At 63.5% G+C, this 15847-nt stretch carries 17 protein-coding genes, 1 rRNA gene and 1 pseudogene; 7 read left to right on the top strand and 12 right to left on the bottom strand.

Annotated features, from left to right (window positions below; all coding sequences use genetic code 11):
- Position 1 precedes the first annotated feature (1 nt).
- The 3 genes from N430_RS11245 (at position 2) to N430_RS11235 (ending at position 1941) form a co-directional block, all read left to right on the top strand.
- Entirely contained in the window at positions 2–430 is a 429-nt protein-coding gene (locus N430_RS11245; protein ID WP_110639139.1) for a DUF411 domain-containing protein, read from the top strand.
- Positions 430–867 carry a YqaA family protein gene (locus N430_RS11240; RefSeq protein ID WP_110639140.1) on the top strand — a complete coding sequence of 146 codons (438 nt, stop codon included), beginning with the start codon at positions 430–432 and terminating at the stop codon, positions 865–867. Before N430_RS11245 ends, N430_RS11240 begins: the two co-directional genes overlap by 1 nt.
- 75 nt (positions 868–942) lie before the next feature.
- Positions 943–1941 (top strand): alpha/beta fold hydrolase, encoded by a 999-nt coding sequence (locus N430_RS11235; protein ID WP_110639141.1) that lies wholly within the window; start codon positions 943–945, stop codon positions 1939–1941.
- Here N430_RS11235 and N430_RS11230 read toward each other — a convergent pair.
- The 6 genes from N430_RS11230 to N430_RS11205 form a co-directional block, all read right to left on the bottom strand.
- Positions 1938–2519 (bottom strand): DinB family protein, encoded by a 582-nt coding sequence (locus tag N430_RS11230; RefSeq protein ID WP_110639142.1) that lies wholly within the window; start codon positions 2517–2519, stop codon positions 1938–1940. The two genes, N430_RS11235 and N430_RS11230, sit on opposite strands and share 4 nt — an antisense overlap.
- Before the next feature lie 12 nt (positions 2520–2531).
- Positions 2532–3641, bottom strand: coding sequence for a cell division protein ZapE (gene zapE, locus N430_RS11225; RefSeq protein ID WP_110639157.1), 1110 nt, complete (start codon positions 3639–3641; stop codon positions 2532–2534).
- A 154-nt stretch (positions 3642–3795) separates the two neighbouring features.
- The gene (locus tag N430_RS11220; RefSeq protein ID WP_110639143.1) at positions 3796–4944 is read right to left on the bottom strand and encodes a PQQ-dependent sugar dehydrogenase; all 1149 of its coding nucleotides are present in this window, start codon (positions 4942–4944) and stop codon (positions 3796–3798) included.
- 20 nt (positions 4945–4964) lie between these two features.
- Positions 4965–5282 carry a hypothetical protein gene (locus N430_RS11215; protein ID WP_110639144.1) on the bottom strand — a complete coding sequence of 106 codons (318 nt, stop codon included), beginning with the start codon at positions 5280–5282 and terminating at the stop codon, positions 4965–4967.
- Between the two features lie 136 nt (positions 5283–5418).
- On the bottom strand, positions 5419–6381 hold the full coding sequence (gene speB, locus N430_RS11210; protein WP_110639145.1) for an agmatinase: 963 nt from the start codon (positions 6379–6381) through the stop codon (positions 5419–5421).
- A 25-nt stretch (positions 6382–6406) separates the two neighbouring features.
- On the bottom strand, positions 6407–7486 hold the full coding sequence (locus tag N430_RS11205; RefSeq protein WP_110639146.1) for an extracellular solute-binding protein: 1080 nt from the start codon (positions 7484–7486) through the stop codon (positions 6407–6409).
- Between the two features lie 101 nt (positions 7487–7587).
- On the opposite strand from N430_RS11205, the gene N430_RS11200 reads away from it, so the two are divergent.
- Positions 7588–8478 carry a LysR family transcriptional regulator gene (locus N430_RS11200; protein WP_110639147.1) on the top strand — a complete coding sequence of 297 codons (891 nt, stop codon included), beginning with the start codon at positions 7588–7590 and terminating at the stop codon, positions 8476–8478.
- 109 nt (positions 8479–8587) lie between these two features.
- Here the strand turns inward: N430_RS11200 and N430_RS11195 are convergent, their stop codons facing one another.
- The 3 genes and pseudogenes from N430_RS11195 to N430_RS11185 form a co-directional block, all read right to left on the bottom strand.
- On the bottom strand, positions 8588–11011 hold the full coding sequence (locus N430_RS11195; RefSeq protein ID WP_110639148.1) for a TonB-dependent receptor: 2424 nt from the start codon (positions 11009–11011) through the stop codon (positions 8588–8590).
- Between the two features lie 129 nt (positions 11012–11140).
- Positions 11141–12016: a FecR domain-containing protein gene (locus N430_RS11190; RefSeq protein ID WP_256592121.1), complete on the bottom strand. Its 876-nt coding sequence runs from the start codon at positions 12014–12016 to the stop codon at positions 11141–11143.
- A gap of 4 nt (positions 12017–12020) precedes the next feature.
- Positions 12021–12527, bottom strand: a pseudogene (locus N430_RS11185) (RNA polymerase sigma factor); the annotation flags it as partial.
- A 136-nt stretch (positions 12528–12663) separates the two neighbouring features.
- On the opposite strand from N430_RS11185, the gene N430_RS11180 reads away from it, so the two are divergent.
- Positions 12664–13152, top strand: a complete 489-nt coding sequence (locus tag N430_RS11180) for an LEA type 2 family protein (protein ID WP_110639150.1) — start codon at positions 12664–12666, stop codon at positions 13150–13152.
- A 9-nt stretch (positions 13153–13161) separates the two neighbouring features.
- Here N430_RS11180 and N430_RS11175 read toward each other — a convergent pair whose 3' ends face one another.
- Positions 13162–13425 (bottom strand): hypothetical protein, encoded by a 264-nt coding sequence (locus N430_RS11175; protein ID WP_110639151.1) that lies wholly within the window; start codon positions 13423–13425, stop codon positions 13162–13164.
- 127 nt (positions 13426–13552) lie between these two features.
- On the opposite strand from N430_RS11175, the gene N430_RS11170 reads away from it, so the two are divergent.
- On the top strand, positions 13553–13873 hold the full coding sequence (locus tag N430_RS11170) for a YqjD family protein (protein WP_110639152.1): 321 nt from the start codon (positions 13553–13555) through the stop codon (positions 13871–13873).
- Positions 13874–13876: 3 nt separating this feature from the next.
- Here N430_RS11170 and N430_RS11165 read toward each other — a convergent pair whose 3' ends face one another.
- Positions 13877–14494, bottom strand: coding sequence for a tRNA-(ms[2]io[6]A)-hydroxylase (locus N430_RS11165; protein WP_110639153.1), 618 nt, complete (start codon positions 14492–14494; stop codon positions 13877–13879).
- 153 nt (positions 14495–14647) lie between these two features.
- Between N430_RS11165 and N430_RS11160 the strand changes: the two genes are divergently transcribed.
- Positions 14648–15511 carry a universal stress protein gene (locus N430_RS11160; RefSeq protein ID WP_110639154.1) on the top strand — a complete coding sequence of 288 codons (864 nt, stop codon included), beginning with the start codon at positions 14648–14650 and terminating at the stop codon, positions 15509–15511.
- 66 nt (positions 15512–15577) lie between these two features.
- On the opposite strand, the gene rrf is transcribed toward N430_RS11160, so the two are convergent.
- Positions 15578–15693: ribosomal RNA gene (gene rrf, locus N430_RS11155) — 5S ribosomal RNA — on the bottom strand.
- Between the last annotated feature and the right edge of the window lie 154 nt (positions 15694–15847).

Below are 15847 nucleotides of genomic sequence, written 5' to 3'. Positions count from 1 at the left end.
CATGCTGCGTAAACACCTGATCACCTTCGGCCTGCTGGCCATTACCGGCCTGGCCCAGGCTGGCGAAACCATCGATGTCTATCGCGACCCCAACTGTGGCTGCTGCAAGGCCTGGATCAGCCACTTGCGCGACAACGGCTTCAGCGTCAACGACCACGTCGAGCCGAACATGAGCGCCGTCAAGCAGCGCCTGGGCGTGGCGCCGCGCCTGGCGTCGTGCCACACCGGGGTGATCGACGGCAAGTTCGTCGAGGGTCATGTACCCGCCGAACAGGTGCGCCTGCTGGCCAGGCGCAACGACCTCAAGGGCCTGGCCGTGCCGGGCATGCCCATGGGATCGCCTGGCATGGAAATGGGTGACCACAAGGATGCCTACCAGGTCATCGGCGTGACCCAGGATGGCCAGGACACCGTGGTCGCCAGCTACTGATGCTGAGCCTCTGGGCGCTGTTTTTCAGCGCTTTCGGTGCCGCCACCCTGCTGCCGCTGCAATCGGAGGCGGTGCTGGTCGGCCTGCTGCTGCGCCAGCCCGAAGTCTGGCTGACCTTGCTGCTGGTGGCCACCCTGGGCAATGTGCTCGGGTCGGTGGTCAACTGGCTGCTCGGTCGGGCCCTCGAGCACCTGCGCGACAAGCGCTGGTTCCCCTTCAGCGCCAGCCAGCTGGAACGCGCGCAACAGCGCTACCAGCGTTGGGGGCAATGGTCGCTTCTGCTGAGCTGGATGCCGGTGATCGGCGATCCGCTGACCCTGATTGCCGGCATCATGCGTGAGCCGTTCTGGCGTTTTCTGCTGTTGGTGACCCTGGCCAAGGGCGGGCGCTATATCGTCGTGGCGATGATTACCCTGGGCTGGTTTCACGCCTGGTAACACCTTTAACGTTTAAGGTGGTCCACTGACTGTTACAGTCGCCAATTCCTACATGGTCCTACACGGAGTTCCCCCATGCTGCGCGCAACCGCCCTGGCCCTGGCCTGCCTCGTCGGCATCCCCGCCATCGCTGCCGAATCGCCCACCTACGGCAAACAGCTCGAAGGCTTCACCTACCCTCACCCACTCAAGCATTTCGACTTCCAGTCCCAGGGCCAGCACCTGCAGATGGGCTACATGGATGTGCCGGCCCAGGGCCAGGCCAATGGCCGCAGCGTGGTGCTGATGCACGGCAAGAACTTCTGCGCCGCCACCTGGGAGACCACCATCGACGCCTTGAGCCAGGCGGGCTACCGTGTGATCGCCCCGGACCAGATCGGCTTCTGCACCTCTAGCAAGCCGGCCCAGTACCAGTACAGCTTCCAGCAACTGGCGGTGAACACCCACGCCCTGCTCGAACAGCTGGGCGTCAAGCAGGCTATCGTGCTCGGCCACTCCACCGGGGGCATGCTCGCCACCCGCTACGCGCTGATGTACCCGCAGCAGGTCGAGCGCTTGGCGATGGTCAACCCGATCGGCCTGGAAGACTGGAAAGCCCTCGGCGTGCCCTACCGCACGGTGGACCAGTGGTATGCCCGTGAGCTCAAGCTCGATGCCGAAGGCGTGCGTGAGTATGAACGCAAGACCTACTACGCGGGACGTTGGAAGCCTGAATACGAGCGTTGGGTGCAGATGCTGGTGGGCCTGAACAAGGGGCCGGGGCATGAGGCGGTGGCATGGAACTCGGCGCTGATCTACGACATGATCTACACCCAGCCGGTGTATCACGAGTTCAAGGACCTGAAGATGCCGACCCTGCTGCTGATCGGCGACCAGGACACCACGGCGATCGGCAGCGACATCGCCCCGCCTGAGGTGAAGGTCAAGCTGGGCAAGTACAAGGAACTGGGGCCACAAGTGGCCAAGCTGATTCCACAAGGCGAACTGGTGACTTTCGAAGGCATGGGGCATGCGCCGCAGATCGAGGAGCCACGGCGCTTCAACCGCACGCTGGTGGAGTGGCTCGGCCGCTAACCCTTCCAGACCTGCGCTTCGCTCCAGCCGAGTTCGGCAAAGTCCAGCGCCCGCAGGTCGGCTTCCTCTTCACAGAAAAACTCATCCAGCTGCGGCGGCCTTACTGCCGTATCACTGAGCATCGCATGCACCTGCCCACGGTGATGGATCTGGTGCTCGAACAGGTGCGCCAGCAAGCGCAGGCGCTGTTCGCGCTGGATCCGTTCGGGCCGCACGATACTCACGTAGCGCGCCAGTTGGTCGTCCTGCAGCAAGCTGCAATAGGCGATCAGCCGATGGTCGGCCTGAGCCTGCTCGGCATGCAGGTCGGTGCAGGTGGCGAACGGTTGCTCCGGCTCGAAGAAGCGTTCGCCATCCGGGTTCGGCGCCTCACCGCGCTGTTCGCACTCGAGCATGTCCAGGTAGAACCAGTCCACAGTCAGCAGGTGGTTGAGGGTGGCCTTGATCGACGGGAAGAAGCTGCAACGGGGGGCGACGAACTCGTCGTGGGTCAGTTGCAGGCAGGCCTTGTACAGGCGGTGGTTGGCCCAGCCATTGTTGTAGGCCTGGGTCAGCAGATGATGCGACAGCGGCTCCATGGTTTGGCTCCTTCAGGCGAAGCGTTGCAGTTGCATCTCCCGTAGCCGGCTCAGGGTCCGTTGGTACGGGAACGCCAGATACCCTTGAGTGTAGAGCGCATCGAGCGGAACCTGCGCCTCCAGGTACAGGGCCACCCGGCGGTCATAGCATTCGTCCACCAGGGCGATGAAGCGGCGCACGGCGTCATCCTCGGGCGACAGCATCGGCAATTCGCGGTCACCTGCCGCAACACGCGCCGCGCCATCTTCGGTGCCACGGGCGATGCGCCCGGCCCGCTGTTCGCCGCCCAGGGCCGGGATACCCTCGACCAGGATGGCCGGGAACTGATCGCACAAGGCCATGAACTCCATGGCGGCCAAAGGCCGTTCGCAGAGCTCGGTAAAGTGGCACCAGATGGCCTGGGTGCTGCGGCGGATCACCTGGATCTGCCGCGTACCGATCAGCAGGGGTGCATTGCTGCCGGGGTCATCCGGGCTGAGCTGCTGGAAAACGGCTTCGAGCGCGCCGCCTTTGCTCCCCGCTTGGGCCACCCAGTAACGCTGGCGCTGTGCGCCCGGGTGCAGGCGATGATCCTGCTCGCCTGCCACCGAAAGCACCTGCATGTGCCGTTCGATGGCGCTGATGGCCGGCAGAAAGCGCTCGCGATTGAAGCCATCGCGGTACAGCTGTTGCGGTGGCTGGTTGGAGGTGGCGACCACCACGACGCCGTGATCGAACAGCACCTGGAACAGGCGGCCGAGGATGATCGCATCGCCGATGTCGCTGACGAACAGCTCGTCGAAGCACAGCACGCGGATCTGCGCGGCCAGTTCCCGCGCCAACGCCTTCAACGGGTCGGCAGTGCCGTTGAGCTGGAACAGGCGCTGGTGGACCCAGGCCATGAAATGGTGGAAGTGCTGGCGCCGGGACGGGACGCTGAGGCAGCGGTGGAACAGGTCCATGAGCCAGGTCTTGCCGCGACCGACCGGGCCCCAGAGGTACAGGCCCTGGGGGGTATGGCCATGCTCCAGGGCTTCGAAGCAGGTTTGCAGGGCCGTGACAGCCTTGACCTGGGCCGGATCTTCGGCGAAGCCGTGCTCTGAAAGTGCCACGCGATAGCAATTTAGCGGGTCGAGTTGCATGGCTGCTGGCTTGAACTGTGAGGACTGCATTGTATGGGCTGGCCCTTTCGCGGGTAAACCCGCTGCCACAGGGGCTTCACCACGCCTGAAGCCAATGAGGTCCCTGTGGGAGCGGGTTTACCCGCGAAAGGGCCATTGCAGTCAAAAAGCTGCTTCAGCCCTCGCCCAACCCCACCTTCAGCAACTCCCCATCCTTGGCATCGGTCAGCACATACAGGTAGCCATCCGGCCCCACCCGCACATCACGGATGCGCGCCTTCAGGTCACCCAGCAAGCGCTCTTCATGGACGACCTTGTCGCCATCGAGTTGCAGGCGGATCAGTTCCTGGGTGGCCAGCGCGCCAATGAACAGGTTGTGATCCCAGGCCTTGAAGGTCGGGCTGTCATAGAAGGCCATGCCGCTGATGCCGGGCGACTTCTCCCAGACATGGTGCGGGTCGACCATGCCGTCGACATGTTTGCCCTTGGCTTCGGGGATCGGCATCAGCGAATAGTTGATACCGTGCGTGGCGATTGGCCAGCCATAGTTCTTGCCAGGCGCCGGGATGTTGATCTCGTCGCCGCCACGCGGGCCGTGTTCGTGGGTCCAGAGCTGGCCGGTCCAGGGGTTTAGCGCCGCGCCCTGTTGGTTGCGGTGGCCGAACGACCAGATTTCCGGGCGCACATCCTGCTTGCCGACGAAGGGGTTGTCCTTCGGTATTTCGCCGTCGGGCAAGATCCGCACGACCTTGCCCTGCAGCTTGTCCAGGTCCTGGGCGGTCGAGCGCTGGTTGTTCTCGCCCAGGGCGATGAACAGGAAGCCGTCGCGGTCGAACACCAGCCGCGAGCCGAAGTGATTGCCTTCGGAAAGCTTGGGTTGCTGTCGGAAGATCACATTGAAGTTTTCCAGCCGGGCGCGGTCCTCGGACAGCTGGCCACGGCCTACCGCTGTGCCGGCCTTGCCATCACTGCCCTCCTCGGCATACGACAGGTACACCGTGCGGTCTTTGGCGAACTCAGGCGACAGCACCACATCGAGCAGGCCGCCCTGGCCTTCGGCCCAGACCTTGGGCACGCCGCTGATGGGCGGGCCGACCTTGCCCTCGGCGCTCACCACGCGCAGGTTGCCTGGGCGCTCGGTGACCAGCATGTCCTTGCCACCTGGCAGGAAAGCCAGCGCCCAAGGGTTGCGCAGGCCATCGGCCACGGTGCTGACCGTGAGTTGCCCTTCTTCGCTGGAAAATTGCTGTTCAGGGGCGGCGTGTGCCAGCAGCGGCAACAGCGCAGCAGCGGTCAAGGCGGTCAGCCAGTGGGTTCGGGTCATGCAGGATTCCTTTCTATGGGTCAAGGCGCACGCTGGCTATCACGCGGTGGCCGCGTCGGCTCCAGATTGGGGGCCTGCTGCTGGCGGCGCAGGTTGTCGCCATTGCCAATACCACGGTTATCCAGGCTTGGCGTGCGATAGATGGGCTGGGTGGACGGGCCGCGCACGGGCGGTGTGGCCGGCATGCTGCCCTGGCGACTGTTGGGGTTGGCACGCTGGATCGGGCTGTTGTAGGGGTTGTTGTTACTGGCGGCGAGCTGCAAGGGCTGCGCAGGCGCTGCCTGCACCGACAGGCCCAGAGTCAAGCCGATGATCAAGGTTGGCACCGTGAGTTTCATGCTTCACCTCCTGTACGAAAAAGCGCGCCTTGAGCGTTTGGATAGCCTAAGGCGCGAAGGGTTCGCGGCAAAAGTGTGAATGCGATTCCTGATGTTTCAGTATGGGCCTGATGGCACGCTGCATCAGGCCCGCCGATCACCGGGCGGCATCGACCTTGTGCCGCGCCGCGTACAGGCACAGCATCTCCATGGCCAGGGTGGCCCCGGCCAGCGCGGTGATGTCGGCGTGGTCATAGGCCGGTGCCACTTCCACCAGGTCCATGCCCACCAGGTTGATGCCGCGCAGGCCACCGAGGATCTCCAGCGCCTGCACCGTGCTCAAGCCGCCACATACCGGGGTACCGGTGCCGGGTGCATACGCCGGGTCGAGGCAGTCGATGTCGAATGTCAGGTACACCGGCTTGTCACCGACCCGCTGGCGGATCGCGGCGATGATCGCTTCGGTGCCCTGGCGGTGCACCTGCCGGGCATCGAGAATGGCGAAGCCCTGGCTGTCGTCATTGGTGGTGCGCAGGCCGACCTGCACCGAGCAGGACGGATCGACCAGGCCCTCGCGGGCGGCATGCCAGAACATGGTGCCATGGTCGATGCGGCCCTCTTCGTCCGGCCAGGTGTCGCTGTGCGCATCGAAATGGATCAGCGCCAGCGGGCCATGGCGCCGGGCATGGGCCTTGAGCAGCGGGTAGCTGATGAAATGGTCGCCACCCAGAGTGAGCATGGCGCAACCGGCTTCAAGAATGTGCTCGGCGTGGGCCTGGATGCTGTCGGGTACCGACTGCGGGGTGCCGCTGTCGAAGGCGCAGTCGCCATAGTCGATCACTGCCAGGTGGTCGAACGGGTCGAATGCCCACGGCCAGTGGCGCGCCCAGGCCTGCTGTACCGAGGCGGCACGGATCGCACGCGGCCCGAAACGCGCGCCGGGGCGGTTGCTGGTGGCAGTGTCGAACGGCACACCGCTGACCACCACATCCACCCCGCGCAAATCGCGGCTGTAGCGACGACGGGAGAAACTGGTGATACCGGCGTAGGTACTTTCCGCTGCGGTACCGTACAGGCTGTCGCGGGTCATGGCCTGGTCGTTGTTCTGGGCTTGTTCCACGGTTGGGCTCCTTTATGGTTATCGGTCACTGGCGGCTGCGGAAGGCCGTCCACAGCCGGTTGCGCTGGCGCAGGTCGGACAACGCCATGCTGCGGTCGGCATACAGGCGCTCACGCACGTCGGCAGGGGGGTAGATATCCGGGTCATTGCGCACGGCTTCATCCACCAGCGGTGTGGCCGCCTGGTTGGCATTGGCGAAGAACAGCGTATTGGTGAGCGCTGCCACCGACTCAGGTTTCAGCATGAACGCGATGAACGCCCGGGCAGCTTCCGGGTGCGGGGCGTCCTTGGGGATGACCAGGTTGTCCTGCCACACCAGCGTGCCTTCACGGGGGATGCGGTAGATCAGCTCGAACGGCTTGCCGGCGCGGCGCGCCTGGTCGGCGGCCATGGCTGCATCGCCGTTGTAGGTCAGTGCCAGGCACACGCTACCGTTGGCCAGGTCGTTGATCTGCCGGCCATTGGCGACGTAGCTGATCGACGGTTGCAGCTGGTTCAGCAGGTTCTGCGCCGCCGCGAGGTCAGCCTTGTCCTGGCTGTAGGGGTCTTTGCCGAGGTAGTTGAGGGCGACGCCAATCACTTCCTGGGGCGAGTCCGGCATGGCGATGCCGCACGCCTTGAGGCGGCTGGCGTACTCGGGTTTGAACAGCAGGTCGAGGCTGTCCAGCGGCACATCGCCCAGGCGCTGGCGCACCGCCTCGACATTCACCCCCAGGCCCAGGGTGCCCCAGGTGTAGGGCACTGCGTAACGGTTGCCTGGGTCGGCCTCGGCCAGCTTGGCCAGCAGGTCCTTGTCGAGGTTGGCGTAACCGGGCATGCCTTGCGCATCGAGCGGCTGCAGGGCATTGGCCTTCAGCGCCCGGGCCAGTACGGTGGCGGACGGCACGACCACGTCGTAGCCGCTGCGGCCGGTGAGCAGCTTGGTTTCGAGGACTTCGGTGGTGTCGAAGGTGTCGTAGCGCACCTTGTAGCCGGTTTCCTTTTCAAAGCGCTGGAGGGTTTCCGGGGCGACGTAGTCGGCCCAGCTGTAGAGATTGACGACCTTTTCTTCGGCCTGCAGCGGCAGGGCCAGGATCAGGGACAACAGGCACAGCGATCGACGCATGATGGGCACCTCGCAAATGGGTGGATGCCGCCAGCATGCCAGCCGGGTAACATTGCAAGAATGGCAAGTTTGCAAAGCTGACATTCATCGGGAGCAATGTGATGCTCGGACAACTGCACGACCCCGACCTGCACCAGCTGCGGCTGTTCGTCACTGTAGTAGAGGCCGGCGGCTTCAGTGCTGCCCAAGGCGTACTGGGCTTGAGCCAACCCACCATCAGCCAGCGCATGGCGCAGCTGGAAACGCGCCTGGGTTATCGCCTGTGCAGCCGCGGCAAAGGCGGCTTTCGCCTGACCGACAAGGGCGAGTTGCTGCTGGAAGCGGCACGTGGTCTGTTACTGAACATCGAGTTGTTCCGCCAACAGGCCAACGGCGTGGCCGGGCGCCTGCTGGGCACAGTGCGGGTGGGCATGGCCGAGAACCAGGATGCGGCCGTGAGCCTGCGCCTGGCCTCGGCCATTTCACGCTTTCGTGACCGCGAGGAAGCGGTGCAGCTGGAGCTGATCAGCGCGCCTCCAGCGGAGCTGGAGCGGCTGCTGCTGGAGCAACGGCTGGACTTCGCCATCAGCTACTTTTCCGGCAACCAGGCGGCGTTTGACTACCAGCCGTTGTTCGAGGAGCGGCAGCGGTTGTACTGCGGCAAGGGGCATGTGCTGTTCGATGTGGCCGAGGTGACCCACGAGCAGTTGCTGGAGGCGGATCAGGTCCGTCATCCCTATCGCTTTCTCAAGGGCGGCGAGCCGTTCCAGAGCCGGCGCAGCATGGCGGTGGCGGAACAGATCGAGAGCGTGCTGACGCTCATTCTTTCGGGGCGCCATATTGGCTATCTGCCGTGTCACTGTGCGGCGAGTTGGGAGGCTCAGGGGGTGTTGCGGGCGCTGGATCCGGGGCTGGATTTCGTGGTGCCCTTCACCTTGGCCCGGCACCGGGCGCAGGTGCCAGGGGAGGCGCAGGCGGCATTTGTGGAAGATTTGCTGGTAGCGTTCTGCTGATCTGGCCTCTTCGCGGGCTTGCCCGCTCCCACAGGAACAGCGCTGCCCTGAGGTTGGGCGCTATCCCTGTGGGGCGAGCCCTCGAAGAGGCCGGGTCAGACAGCAAGAATCAGTAAGCCATGCTCCAGGTCAGGGTGTAGGTACGGCCGCGCCCCTGGTAGTCATAGAGATAGGCCGGTCCATAGGTCGGCGAGTAGAACAGCGTCGCCCGCTGCCCCCACACGGTGCTGTACTGCTTGTCCAGCAGGTTCTGGATACCTGCGCTGAAGGTACCGAAACCGGTGTCCTGGCTGCCTAGAAGGTCGAAGGTGGTGTAGCCGTCGATCTCATGATCGGCATCGTCCTTCAGGCTGAAGGCATGGTTGGCCTGCAGTCGCGCGCTGCGCCCATCACCCTTCCAGCCGACGAACGCCGTGGCCTTGGACAGCGAGGCATAGCGGGCATCGCGCTTGATCCAGCCACCGTCGGTGTCTTCTTCCTCGGAACGGGTCAGGTGAACGGTACCCCCCGCCTCCCAGCCCGTCTGGAAGTGCCGGGTCAGCGCGCCCTCGAAGCCGAAGTCGCGGCTCTTCTGGTCTTCAACGTTGATGGTCAGCGTTTGCGAGTCGACGTTGATGATCTTGTCCGACCAGATGTAGTAAAGCGCTGCCTGCGCGTCCCAATCCAGGTCGGCATAGCGCCAACCCAGTTCGACCTGGCGGCTCTTGATGCCGGCCAGCGGGTTGTCCGCGACGCTCAGGCCAGGCTTGCCGTAGTACTTGGCCGGGTCCGGCAGGTCGAAGCCTTCGCCATAGTTGGTCCACACCTGATGGCCGTTCTTGAAGTCGTAGATGGCGCCGACGTTGTACAGGTTGACCTCATAGTCGTTACTGCCACCAGGCACGCCCTTGAAGTCGCTGACATCCACGTCCATCTGCTGGCGCCGGGCGCCGCCGGACAAGGTCAGGTTGTCGGTGGCATGCCAGTCGAGCTGGGCGTAGACCGAAACGCCATCGACCCGGTAGCTGGGATAGCGCTCGGCTTTGCTCTGCTTGTCCAGGTCCAGGCCGCCACTTTCGGATGAAGTCAGAGCGTCGAAGGTGGTCTGGTCGGCATTGAAGCGCTCGCGGTCCAGGTCGACGCCATAGGTCAGCTTGAGGGTATCCCACTGCTTGGCGAACAGGCCCTTGAGGCTGGTGACCTCGAAGTTCTGCTGCGAGGCGGCGAAGTACACGCCGCGCGCACCGGTCGGCGTGGCGCGGTTGTAGTACGGGAACGGAAAGAAGTTGTCGTTTTCCTTGCGGTACGAGGCCTGCAGGTAGAAGTCCTGGCCCAGCACATCGGTGTGGTGGTAGTTCGCATTGAGCAGCAGGCGCCGGGTGCGTGGCTCCAGGTCCGAGGAATAGCCGCTGCGCAATTCGGCGTCCTCCAGGTCGGAGGGGGCGTTGTAGTTGAGGTTGGGGAAGTAGATACCGGTACTGCCGTGGTTGCCGGAATCGTAGTACTGGGCCAGCAGGTCGACGCTTTGCTCATCGGTGAGCTTCAGGCCGAGGGTGCCCAGCACGTCGATGGTGCGGTTGTACTGCAGGTCGGTCTGGGTGTTGTCGATGAAGATCTGATCGCCTGCGCCATCGTAGAACGCTTCGTTCTGCTCGCCGGAGATCCCCAGGCGCCCGCTGACTCGCTCGTTGCCGCCACTGACCGACTGGGCGAAGCGCGTAGCCAGGTCGTCGCTGTTGTTGAAGCCACTGCTGGCACCCAGCTGGGTCTCGAAGCGGGCCGGGCCGGGTTCGCCTTTCTTGGTGACGATGTTGATGATGCCGCCGGTGGCGCCGCCGCCGTAGATAGCGCTGGCGCCGGACAAGACCTCGACGCGTTCGACGTTGAACGGTGAAATGCTGTCGAACTGGCGCGACAGGCCGCGCGAGCTGTTCTGGCTGACGCCATCGATCATCACCAGCACATTGCGCCCACGCATGTTCTGGCCATAGTTGGTGCGCCCCTCGGGCGCCAGGTCCAGGCCTGGCACCAGCTTGCCAATGGCCTCCTTGAGGCTGACGCCGCTGTCGATCTGTTCACGCAACTGTTGTTGGTCCACCACCCACACCGTGCCGGGGATTTCGCTGATGGCCGTGCTGGTGCGCGAGGCAACGCTGACTTCGATGGGTTTGAGGTTGACCGCCTGCGGCGCAGGCGCAGCCTTGCGCAGGGTGACCGTGCGCGGATCGCTGAACTGCCAGGCCATGTCGCTGCCGGCCAGCAGCCGTTGCAGCGCCTGCTCGAGGCTGTAGCTGCCCTGCAGCGCCGGGCTGTTCAGGCCTGCCACATCTCCCGTGGTGTACAGCAGGTGCAGGCCGGCCTGGTCGGCGAAAGCGGTCAGGGCCTGATCCAGAGGTTGTGCCGGCAGGTCCAGTTGCACCTGGCGCGCCTGAACCTGTGCAGGCACGTCTGTGGCGGCCCATGCCTGCAGGGGGCCGGCGAACATGGCCAAGGCACTGCAGGACATCAAGGCATGGTGAAGGCGACCGCCGCGACGGTGGGTGGGCATGGGCAAAAGAGGCACGAATAAGCTTCCAGACAAGTCGTAAATGAGAATGGGTTGCTGATCAGTCCCACTACGACGTTCTGGCTTGCACGAACTTGCAGCGCCAAATGAAAAAAGTTTCGATTATTTTTTACAGGCTCAGTGGACCACGGCCAGCCACGGCAGATAGGTGACCTTGAGGCCGTAACGCTGCTCCAGGGTGCGCAGCAGGGCCTGTGGCTCGTTCAGGTCGAATACGCCACTGACTTCGAGTGCCGAGAGCTTGTGGTCGGAGAGCAGAATGCGGCCGTGCTGGTAGCGTTCGAGCTCGGCCAGCACCTGCCCCAACGGTTTGCCATTGAAGATCAGCTTGCCCCGCTGCCAGGCCGTCTGCGCGCTGGCGTCGGCTGCGATGGCCAGGCTGTGATCACCAAGCCGCGCTTCACCTTTGGCCAGCACCACATGGCCGTCACGGCGCACACTGAAGGTTGCCGCACTGCCCTGCACCGCTTCACCGGCGGTTTCGACCACGAAGGGACGTGGGTCATCGGTGGTTTCGAACAGGGCCTCGCCGGCCTCTAGCGTCACCCTGCGCTCGCCGGCGCTGAAGGCCACGTTGAGGGCACTGGCGCTGTTGAGCAGTACCCGCGTACCGTCCGCGAGGGTAATGCGCTGTTGCTCGCCGATGCCCGTGTGATAGTCCGCCAGCCACATCGGCGCCTGTTGCCAGCCGCCGTAACCTGCCACCAGCAGCACCAGGGAGGCGGCGATGCCCGTTGCCCAGTGGCGCCTGTTGCGGCGCACGGGCGCTGCTTCGAACACCTGGGCAGTCGGCGTATGGCCCAGATCCTGCCACAGCGCTTCGGCCTCATGCGCCGCCTCGGCATGTGCCGGGCTCAGCTGGCACCAGCGCTGGTAGCGCGCCTGATCGGCAGCACTGGCATGGCCCGAGTGCAGCAGTACCTGCCAGTCGAGGGCATCGTCGGACAAGTCACTGATCGGCTGCGGAGCGTGCATGGTCGAGGTATCAGTCATGGTTGTGCTTGAGCCAGTCGCGGCAATGGCGCAGGGCCTGGCCGATGTATTTTGCCACCATGCTCTCGGAAACGCCCAGCCGTTGTGCGATCTGCGCCTGGGTCAGGCCCTCGACACGGTTCAGCAACAGCGCCTGGCGAGCGTTGCTGGACAACTGCAGCAGGGCTTCGTCGAGAATCTGCAGGCGCTCGCGGGCCAGCAGCGTCGCCTCCGGTGGCGGCGCCGGGCAAGCCACCTCCCCTGCTCCGTCACCGTCGTCATGGCTGGCCGCAATGCGCTGTTCACGGCGCAGGGCATCGATGGCCAGATTGCCGGCCACACGGAAGATGAAGCTGCGCGCATGCAGCACCGGCACCGCCTGCTCGTCGATCTTCACCAGCTTCAGGTACGTCTCCTGGGCCACGTCGGCGGCACGCTGCCGGTCGCTCATGCGCCGGGTGAGAAACTGCAGCAGGTCGTCGTAGTGCTCCTGGAAACTTGCCAGCAGACCGGACACGGGAGACGTCAGCATGGGGTAGAAGCACTGCCAGTAAGAGAAATTGTCGGGCGTTAATGAGAAACAGTATCTTTCATAAAGCCCTGCACTTTCAACGCTGCCGCGCATTTGCCACACTGCAGGCACCACTTCGTCGGCAAGGACCTTCCACATGGCTGCCCGTTTGCACCGCTCCCTTCGTCTGCTGCTGGTGCTGATGCTGGCTGGCGGGCTCAACGCCTGCGCACTGTTCCAGGCCCGTGACCCGCTCAACATCAGTGTGATCGGCATCGAACCGCTGCCGGGACAGGAGCTTGAAATGCGCATGGCAGTGAAGATGAGGGTGCAGAACCCCAACGAGTCGGCCATCGACTACAACGGCATTGCGCTGAACCTGGAGGTGAACGGGCAGCCGCTGGCGGCTGGGGTCAGCGATCAGCAAGGGCACATCGGCCGCTACGACGAAGCCGTGATCGTGGTGCCGGTGAGCATCACGGCGTTCGCCTTCCTGCGCCAGGCCTATGGCCTGGGCAAGCTCGATTCACTGCAAGGGATGCCTTACAAGCTGCGTGGCAAGCTGGCCAGCGGGCCGTTTGGCACCGTGCGCTTCACCGACGAGGGCAAGCTGGACCTGCCCAAGGAGGGCAGCCTGTATTGGTAGGGGGATGGATCAGCGATTGGTGCTGGCGGCAGCCATCATCTTGTTGACCTCGCTGCGGACCATGCTGGCGTATTCCGGCGGCGACAAAGCGTCCAGTTCGGCCCGCACCCATTCCGCCCACTTGCCTTTGCGGCGTGGTTTTTCGGCGATCAGCCGCGCGGCTTCACCCTTGGCCTTACCCAGGTTGTTCTGCCACATCTCGAACAGGCGGGCCTTTTCCGCCTCGATCTGCGCCCGTTCCTCGAAGCTCATGTTGGCCAGATTGAAAGTCATGAAAGTACCTGCCTGTTGAAAATGGCCGCTATCTTACACCCTGGCGTCGCATCATCGGCAAAGCCATCGCAACTTTCCCGGCGCGCTGGCATCCATTGTTCAATCCCCCATCAACGAGGACGTGTTCATGGCCCGAAAAACCGCCGCACTGGCCGACAGTGATCAGATCAAGGACCAGGTGTTCAGTGAACTGCAGGCATTGATCGAAGAATCGGAAAAACTCCTCAGCGAAAGCGCCACGCTGGTTGGCGAAGAAGCCGAGACCCTGCGGGCGCAGGTGAGCCTTAAACTGCGCCAGGCCCGTGAGGCCGCCGGCCAGGTCCGCGCCAAGGCGCAACCGGTGGTCGACGCCACCCAGGACTATATTGGTGGCCATCCATGGCAGACCGTGGCTGTGTCAGCAGGCTTCGGCCTGGTGATCGGCCTGCTGCTGGGGCGCCGCTACTAGGCGTCAGGCAGCCTGCGCCATCGGGATACCACTGTGGAAGCGGAGTTCCTGATCGGGAGACTGGATCAGCTCTGCTTCTGCTGCGCGCACCAGTTCGACGCGACGGGCGATGTCCGCCTCGTCCCCATATTGGTGGGCCAGCTTCAAGTAGCCCTGATAGTGGCGGGCTTCGCTTTTCAGCAAGCCGTGGTAGAAGGTGCCGAGCTCCTCATCGAGGTGGGGTACCAGGGCCGCAAAGCGCTCACAGCTGCGGGCCTCAATGAACGCCCCGACCACCAGCGTGTCCACCAGCTTCACCGGTTCGTGCGCCCGCACCAAGCGGCGCAGGCCAGACGCGTAGCGCCCTGCCGAAACCGGCCGCAGCGGCACACCACGGCGCTTCATCAGCCGCAGCACCTGCTCGTGATGCACCAGCTCTTCACGGGCCAGGCGCGACATCATGTTGATCAGGTCCAGGTGGGTGTTGTACTTGGCGATCAGGCTCAGGGCGGTGCTGGCCGCCTTGAACTCGCAGTTCTTGTGATCGATCAGCAGGGTTTCCTGATCGGCGAGCGCCGCTTCGATCCAGGCATCTGGGGTCGGGCAGCCGAGGAAGGCATCGATTTCGGGGATCAGCGACATAAGCGAACAACCACACTGGACAGGCAAGACCGGCGATTATACCGAGGGCGACGGGCAGCACCAGTGACTATGCTTGATGTACATCAAGCGGCGACGCGGGAGGCGCCGACTATAGTCAGGCATTGGTCGCCACCTTTGACGGAGTTCACCCCCATGCAAGCTGTCCGTAGCATCCTCGTCGTCCTCGACCCCGAACATGCCCATAGCCGTGCGCTGACCCGGGCCAAGCTGATTGCCGGCGTGACCGGTGCTCGCCTGCATCTGCTGATGTGTGACAAAAAGCATGACCACAGTGCCTTGCTCAGCCTGCTCGGCAGCCAGTTGCATGATGATGGCTATGACAATGTCACCCATGAACAGACCTGGCATGAAACCTTGCATGAATCGATCATCGCCGTACAGCAGGCTGAAGGTTGTGAGCTGGTGATCAAGGAACATCGGCCAGATAACCCGCTGAAAAAGGCCCTGCTGACGCCTACCGACTGGAAGCTGCTACGTCAGTGCCCGTGTGCAGTGCTGATGGTCAAGAGCGAACGACCCTGGACTGGTGGTGTGATCCTGGCAGCGGTGGATGTGGGCAACCAGGACGAGGATCATCGTCGCCTGCACGCCAGCATCATCGACCACGGCTACGCGATTGCCGGGTTGGCCAAAGGCAACCTGCATGTCGTCAGTGCGCACCCCTCCCCCATGCTGTCGGCGTCAGACCCGGTTTATCAGTTGAGTGAAACCATCGAGAAGCGCTATCGGGAGGCCTGCAGTGCGTTCCAGGCCGAGTTCGATATCAACGAAGACCGCCTGCATGTCGCGGAAGGGCCAGCAGATGTGCTGATTCCCCATTTCGAGAAGCAACTGGATGCCGTTGTCACAGTGATCGGCACCGTTGCGCGCACCGGGATTTCCGGTGCCCTCATCGGCAATACCTCGGAAGTGGTGCTCGATTCGCTGGTAGGCGATGTACTGGTACTCAAGAGCGAAGAAGCAACGGCACACCTGGCGGAACTAGCCCGGGGTTGAGGGTTTTCTCTGCCAGAAAGACAAAACCCCTACCTGCATGCGCAGATAGGGGTTTTGCGAAATGAATCTTGACGATGACCTACTCTCACATGGGGAAACCCCACACTACCATCGGCGATGCATCGTTTCACTGCTGAGTTCGGGATGGGATCAGGTGGTTCCAATGCTCTATGGTCGTCAAGAAATTCTGTAGCCAGAATGTCCAGATGGACAGCCCAGCGAATTCGGATATGTGAATTTGTGGTCTTGCGAACTTTCGGTTCGTTTCGTCTTCACCACCGCAATCTGCGTCAGCAAATTGCTTGGGTGTTATATGGTCAAGCCTCACGGGCAATT

The sequence above is a fragment of the Pseudomonas sp. CC120222-01a genome (assembly GCF_003097235.1).
Taxonomy (GTDB): Bacteria; Pseudomonadota; Gammaproteobacteria; order Pseudomonadales; family Pseudomonadaceae; genus Aquipseudomonas.
This window is presented reverse-complemented; position numbering and strand designations above follow the sequence as displayed.

Excerpts from the sequence above, each read along its gene's own strand:
- N430_RS11245 (WP_110639139.1), top strand. The coding sequence starts at position 2 with ATGCTGCGTAAACACCTGATCACCTTCGGCCTGCTGGCCATTACCGGC.
- N430_RS11240 (WP_110639140.1), top strand. The coding sequence starts at position 430 with ATGCTGAGCCTCTGGGCGCTGTTTTTCAGCGCTTTCGGTGCCGCCACC.
- N430_RS11235 (WP_110639141.1), top strand. The coding sequence starts at position 943 with ATGCTGCGCGCAACCGCCCTGGCCCTGGCCTGCCTCGTCGGCATCCCC.
- N430_RS11230 (WP_110639142.1), bottom strand. The coding sequence starts at position 2,519 with ATGGAGCCGCTGTCGCATCATCTGCTGACCCAGGCCTACAACAATGGC.
- zapE (WP_110639157.1), bottom strand. The coding sequence starts at position 3,641 with ATGCAACTCGACCCGCTAAATTGCTATCGCGTGGCACTTTCAGAGCAC.
- N430_RS11220 (WP_110639143.1), bottom strand. The coding sequence starts at position 4,944 with ATGACCCGAACCCACTGGCTGACCGCCTTGACCGCTGCTGCGCTGTTG.
- N430_RS11215 (WP_110639144.1), bottom strand. The coding sequence starts at position 5,282 with ATGAAACTCACGGTGCCAACCTTGATCATCGGCTTGACTCTGGGCCTG.
- N430_RS11205 (WP_110639146.1), bottom strand. The coding sequence starts at position 7,486 with ATGCGTCGATCGCTGTGCCTGTTGTCCCTGATCCTGGCCCTGCCGCTG.
- N430_RS11200 (WP_110639147.1), top strand. The coding sequence starts at position 7,588 with ATGCTCGGACAACTGCACGACCCCGACCTGCACCAGCTGCGGCTGTTC.
- N430_RS11190 (WP_256592121.1), bottom strand. The coding sequence starts at position 12,016 with ATGACTGATACCTCGACCATGCACGCTCCGCAGCCGATCAGTGACTTG.
- N430_RS11180 (WP_110639150.1), top strand. The coding sequence starts at position 12,664 with ATGGCTGCCCGTTTGCACCGCTCCCTTCGTCTGCTGCTGGTGCTGATG.
- N430_RS11175 (WP_110639151.1), bottom strand. The coding sequence starts at position 13,425 with ATGACTTTCAATCTGGCCAACATGAGCTTCGAGGAACGGGCGCAGATC.
- N430_RS11170 (WP_110639152.1), top strand. The coding sequence starts at position 13,553 with ATGGCCCGAAAAACCGCCGCACTGGCCGACAGTGATCAGATCAAGGAC.
- N430_RS11165 (WP_110639153.1), bottom strand. The coding sequence starts at position 14,494 with ATGTCGCTGATCCCCGAAATCGATGCCTTCCTCGGCTGCCCGACCCCA.
- N430_RS11160 (WP_110639154.1), top strand. The coding sequence starts at position 14,648 with ATGCAAGCTGTCCGTAGCATCCTCGTCGTCCTCGACCCCGAACATGCC.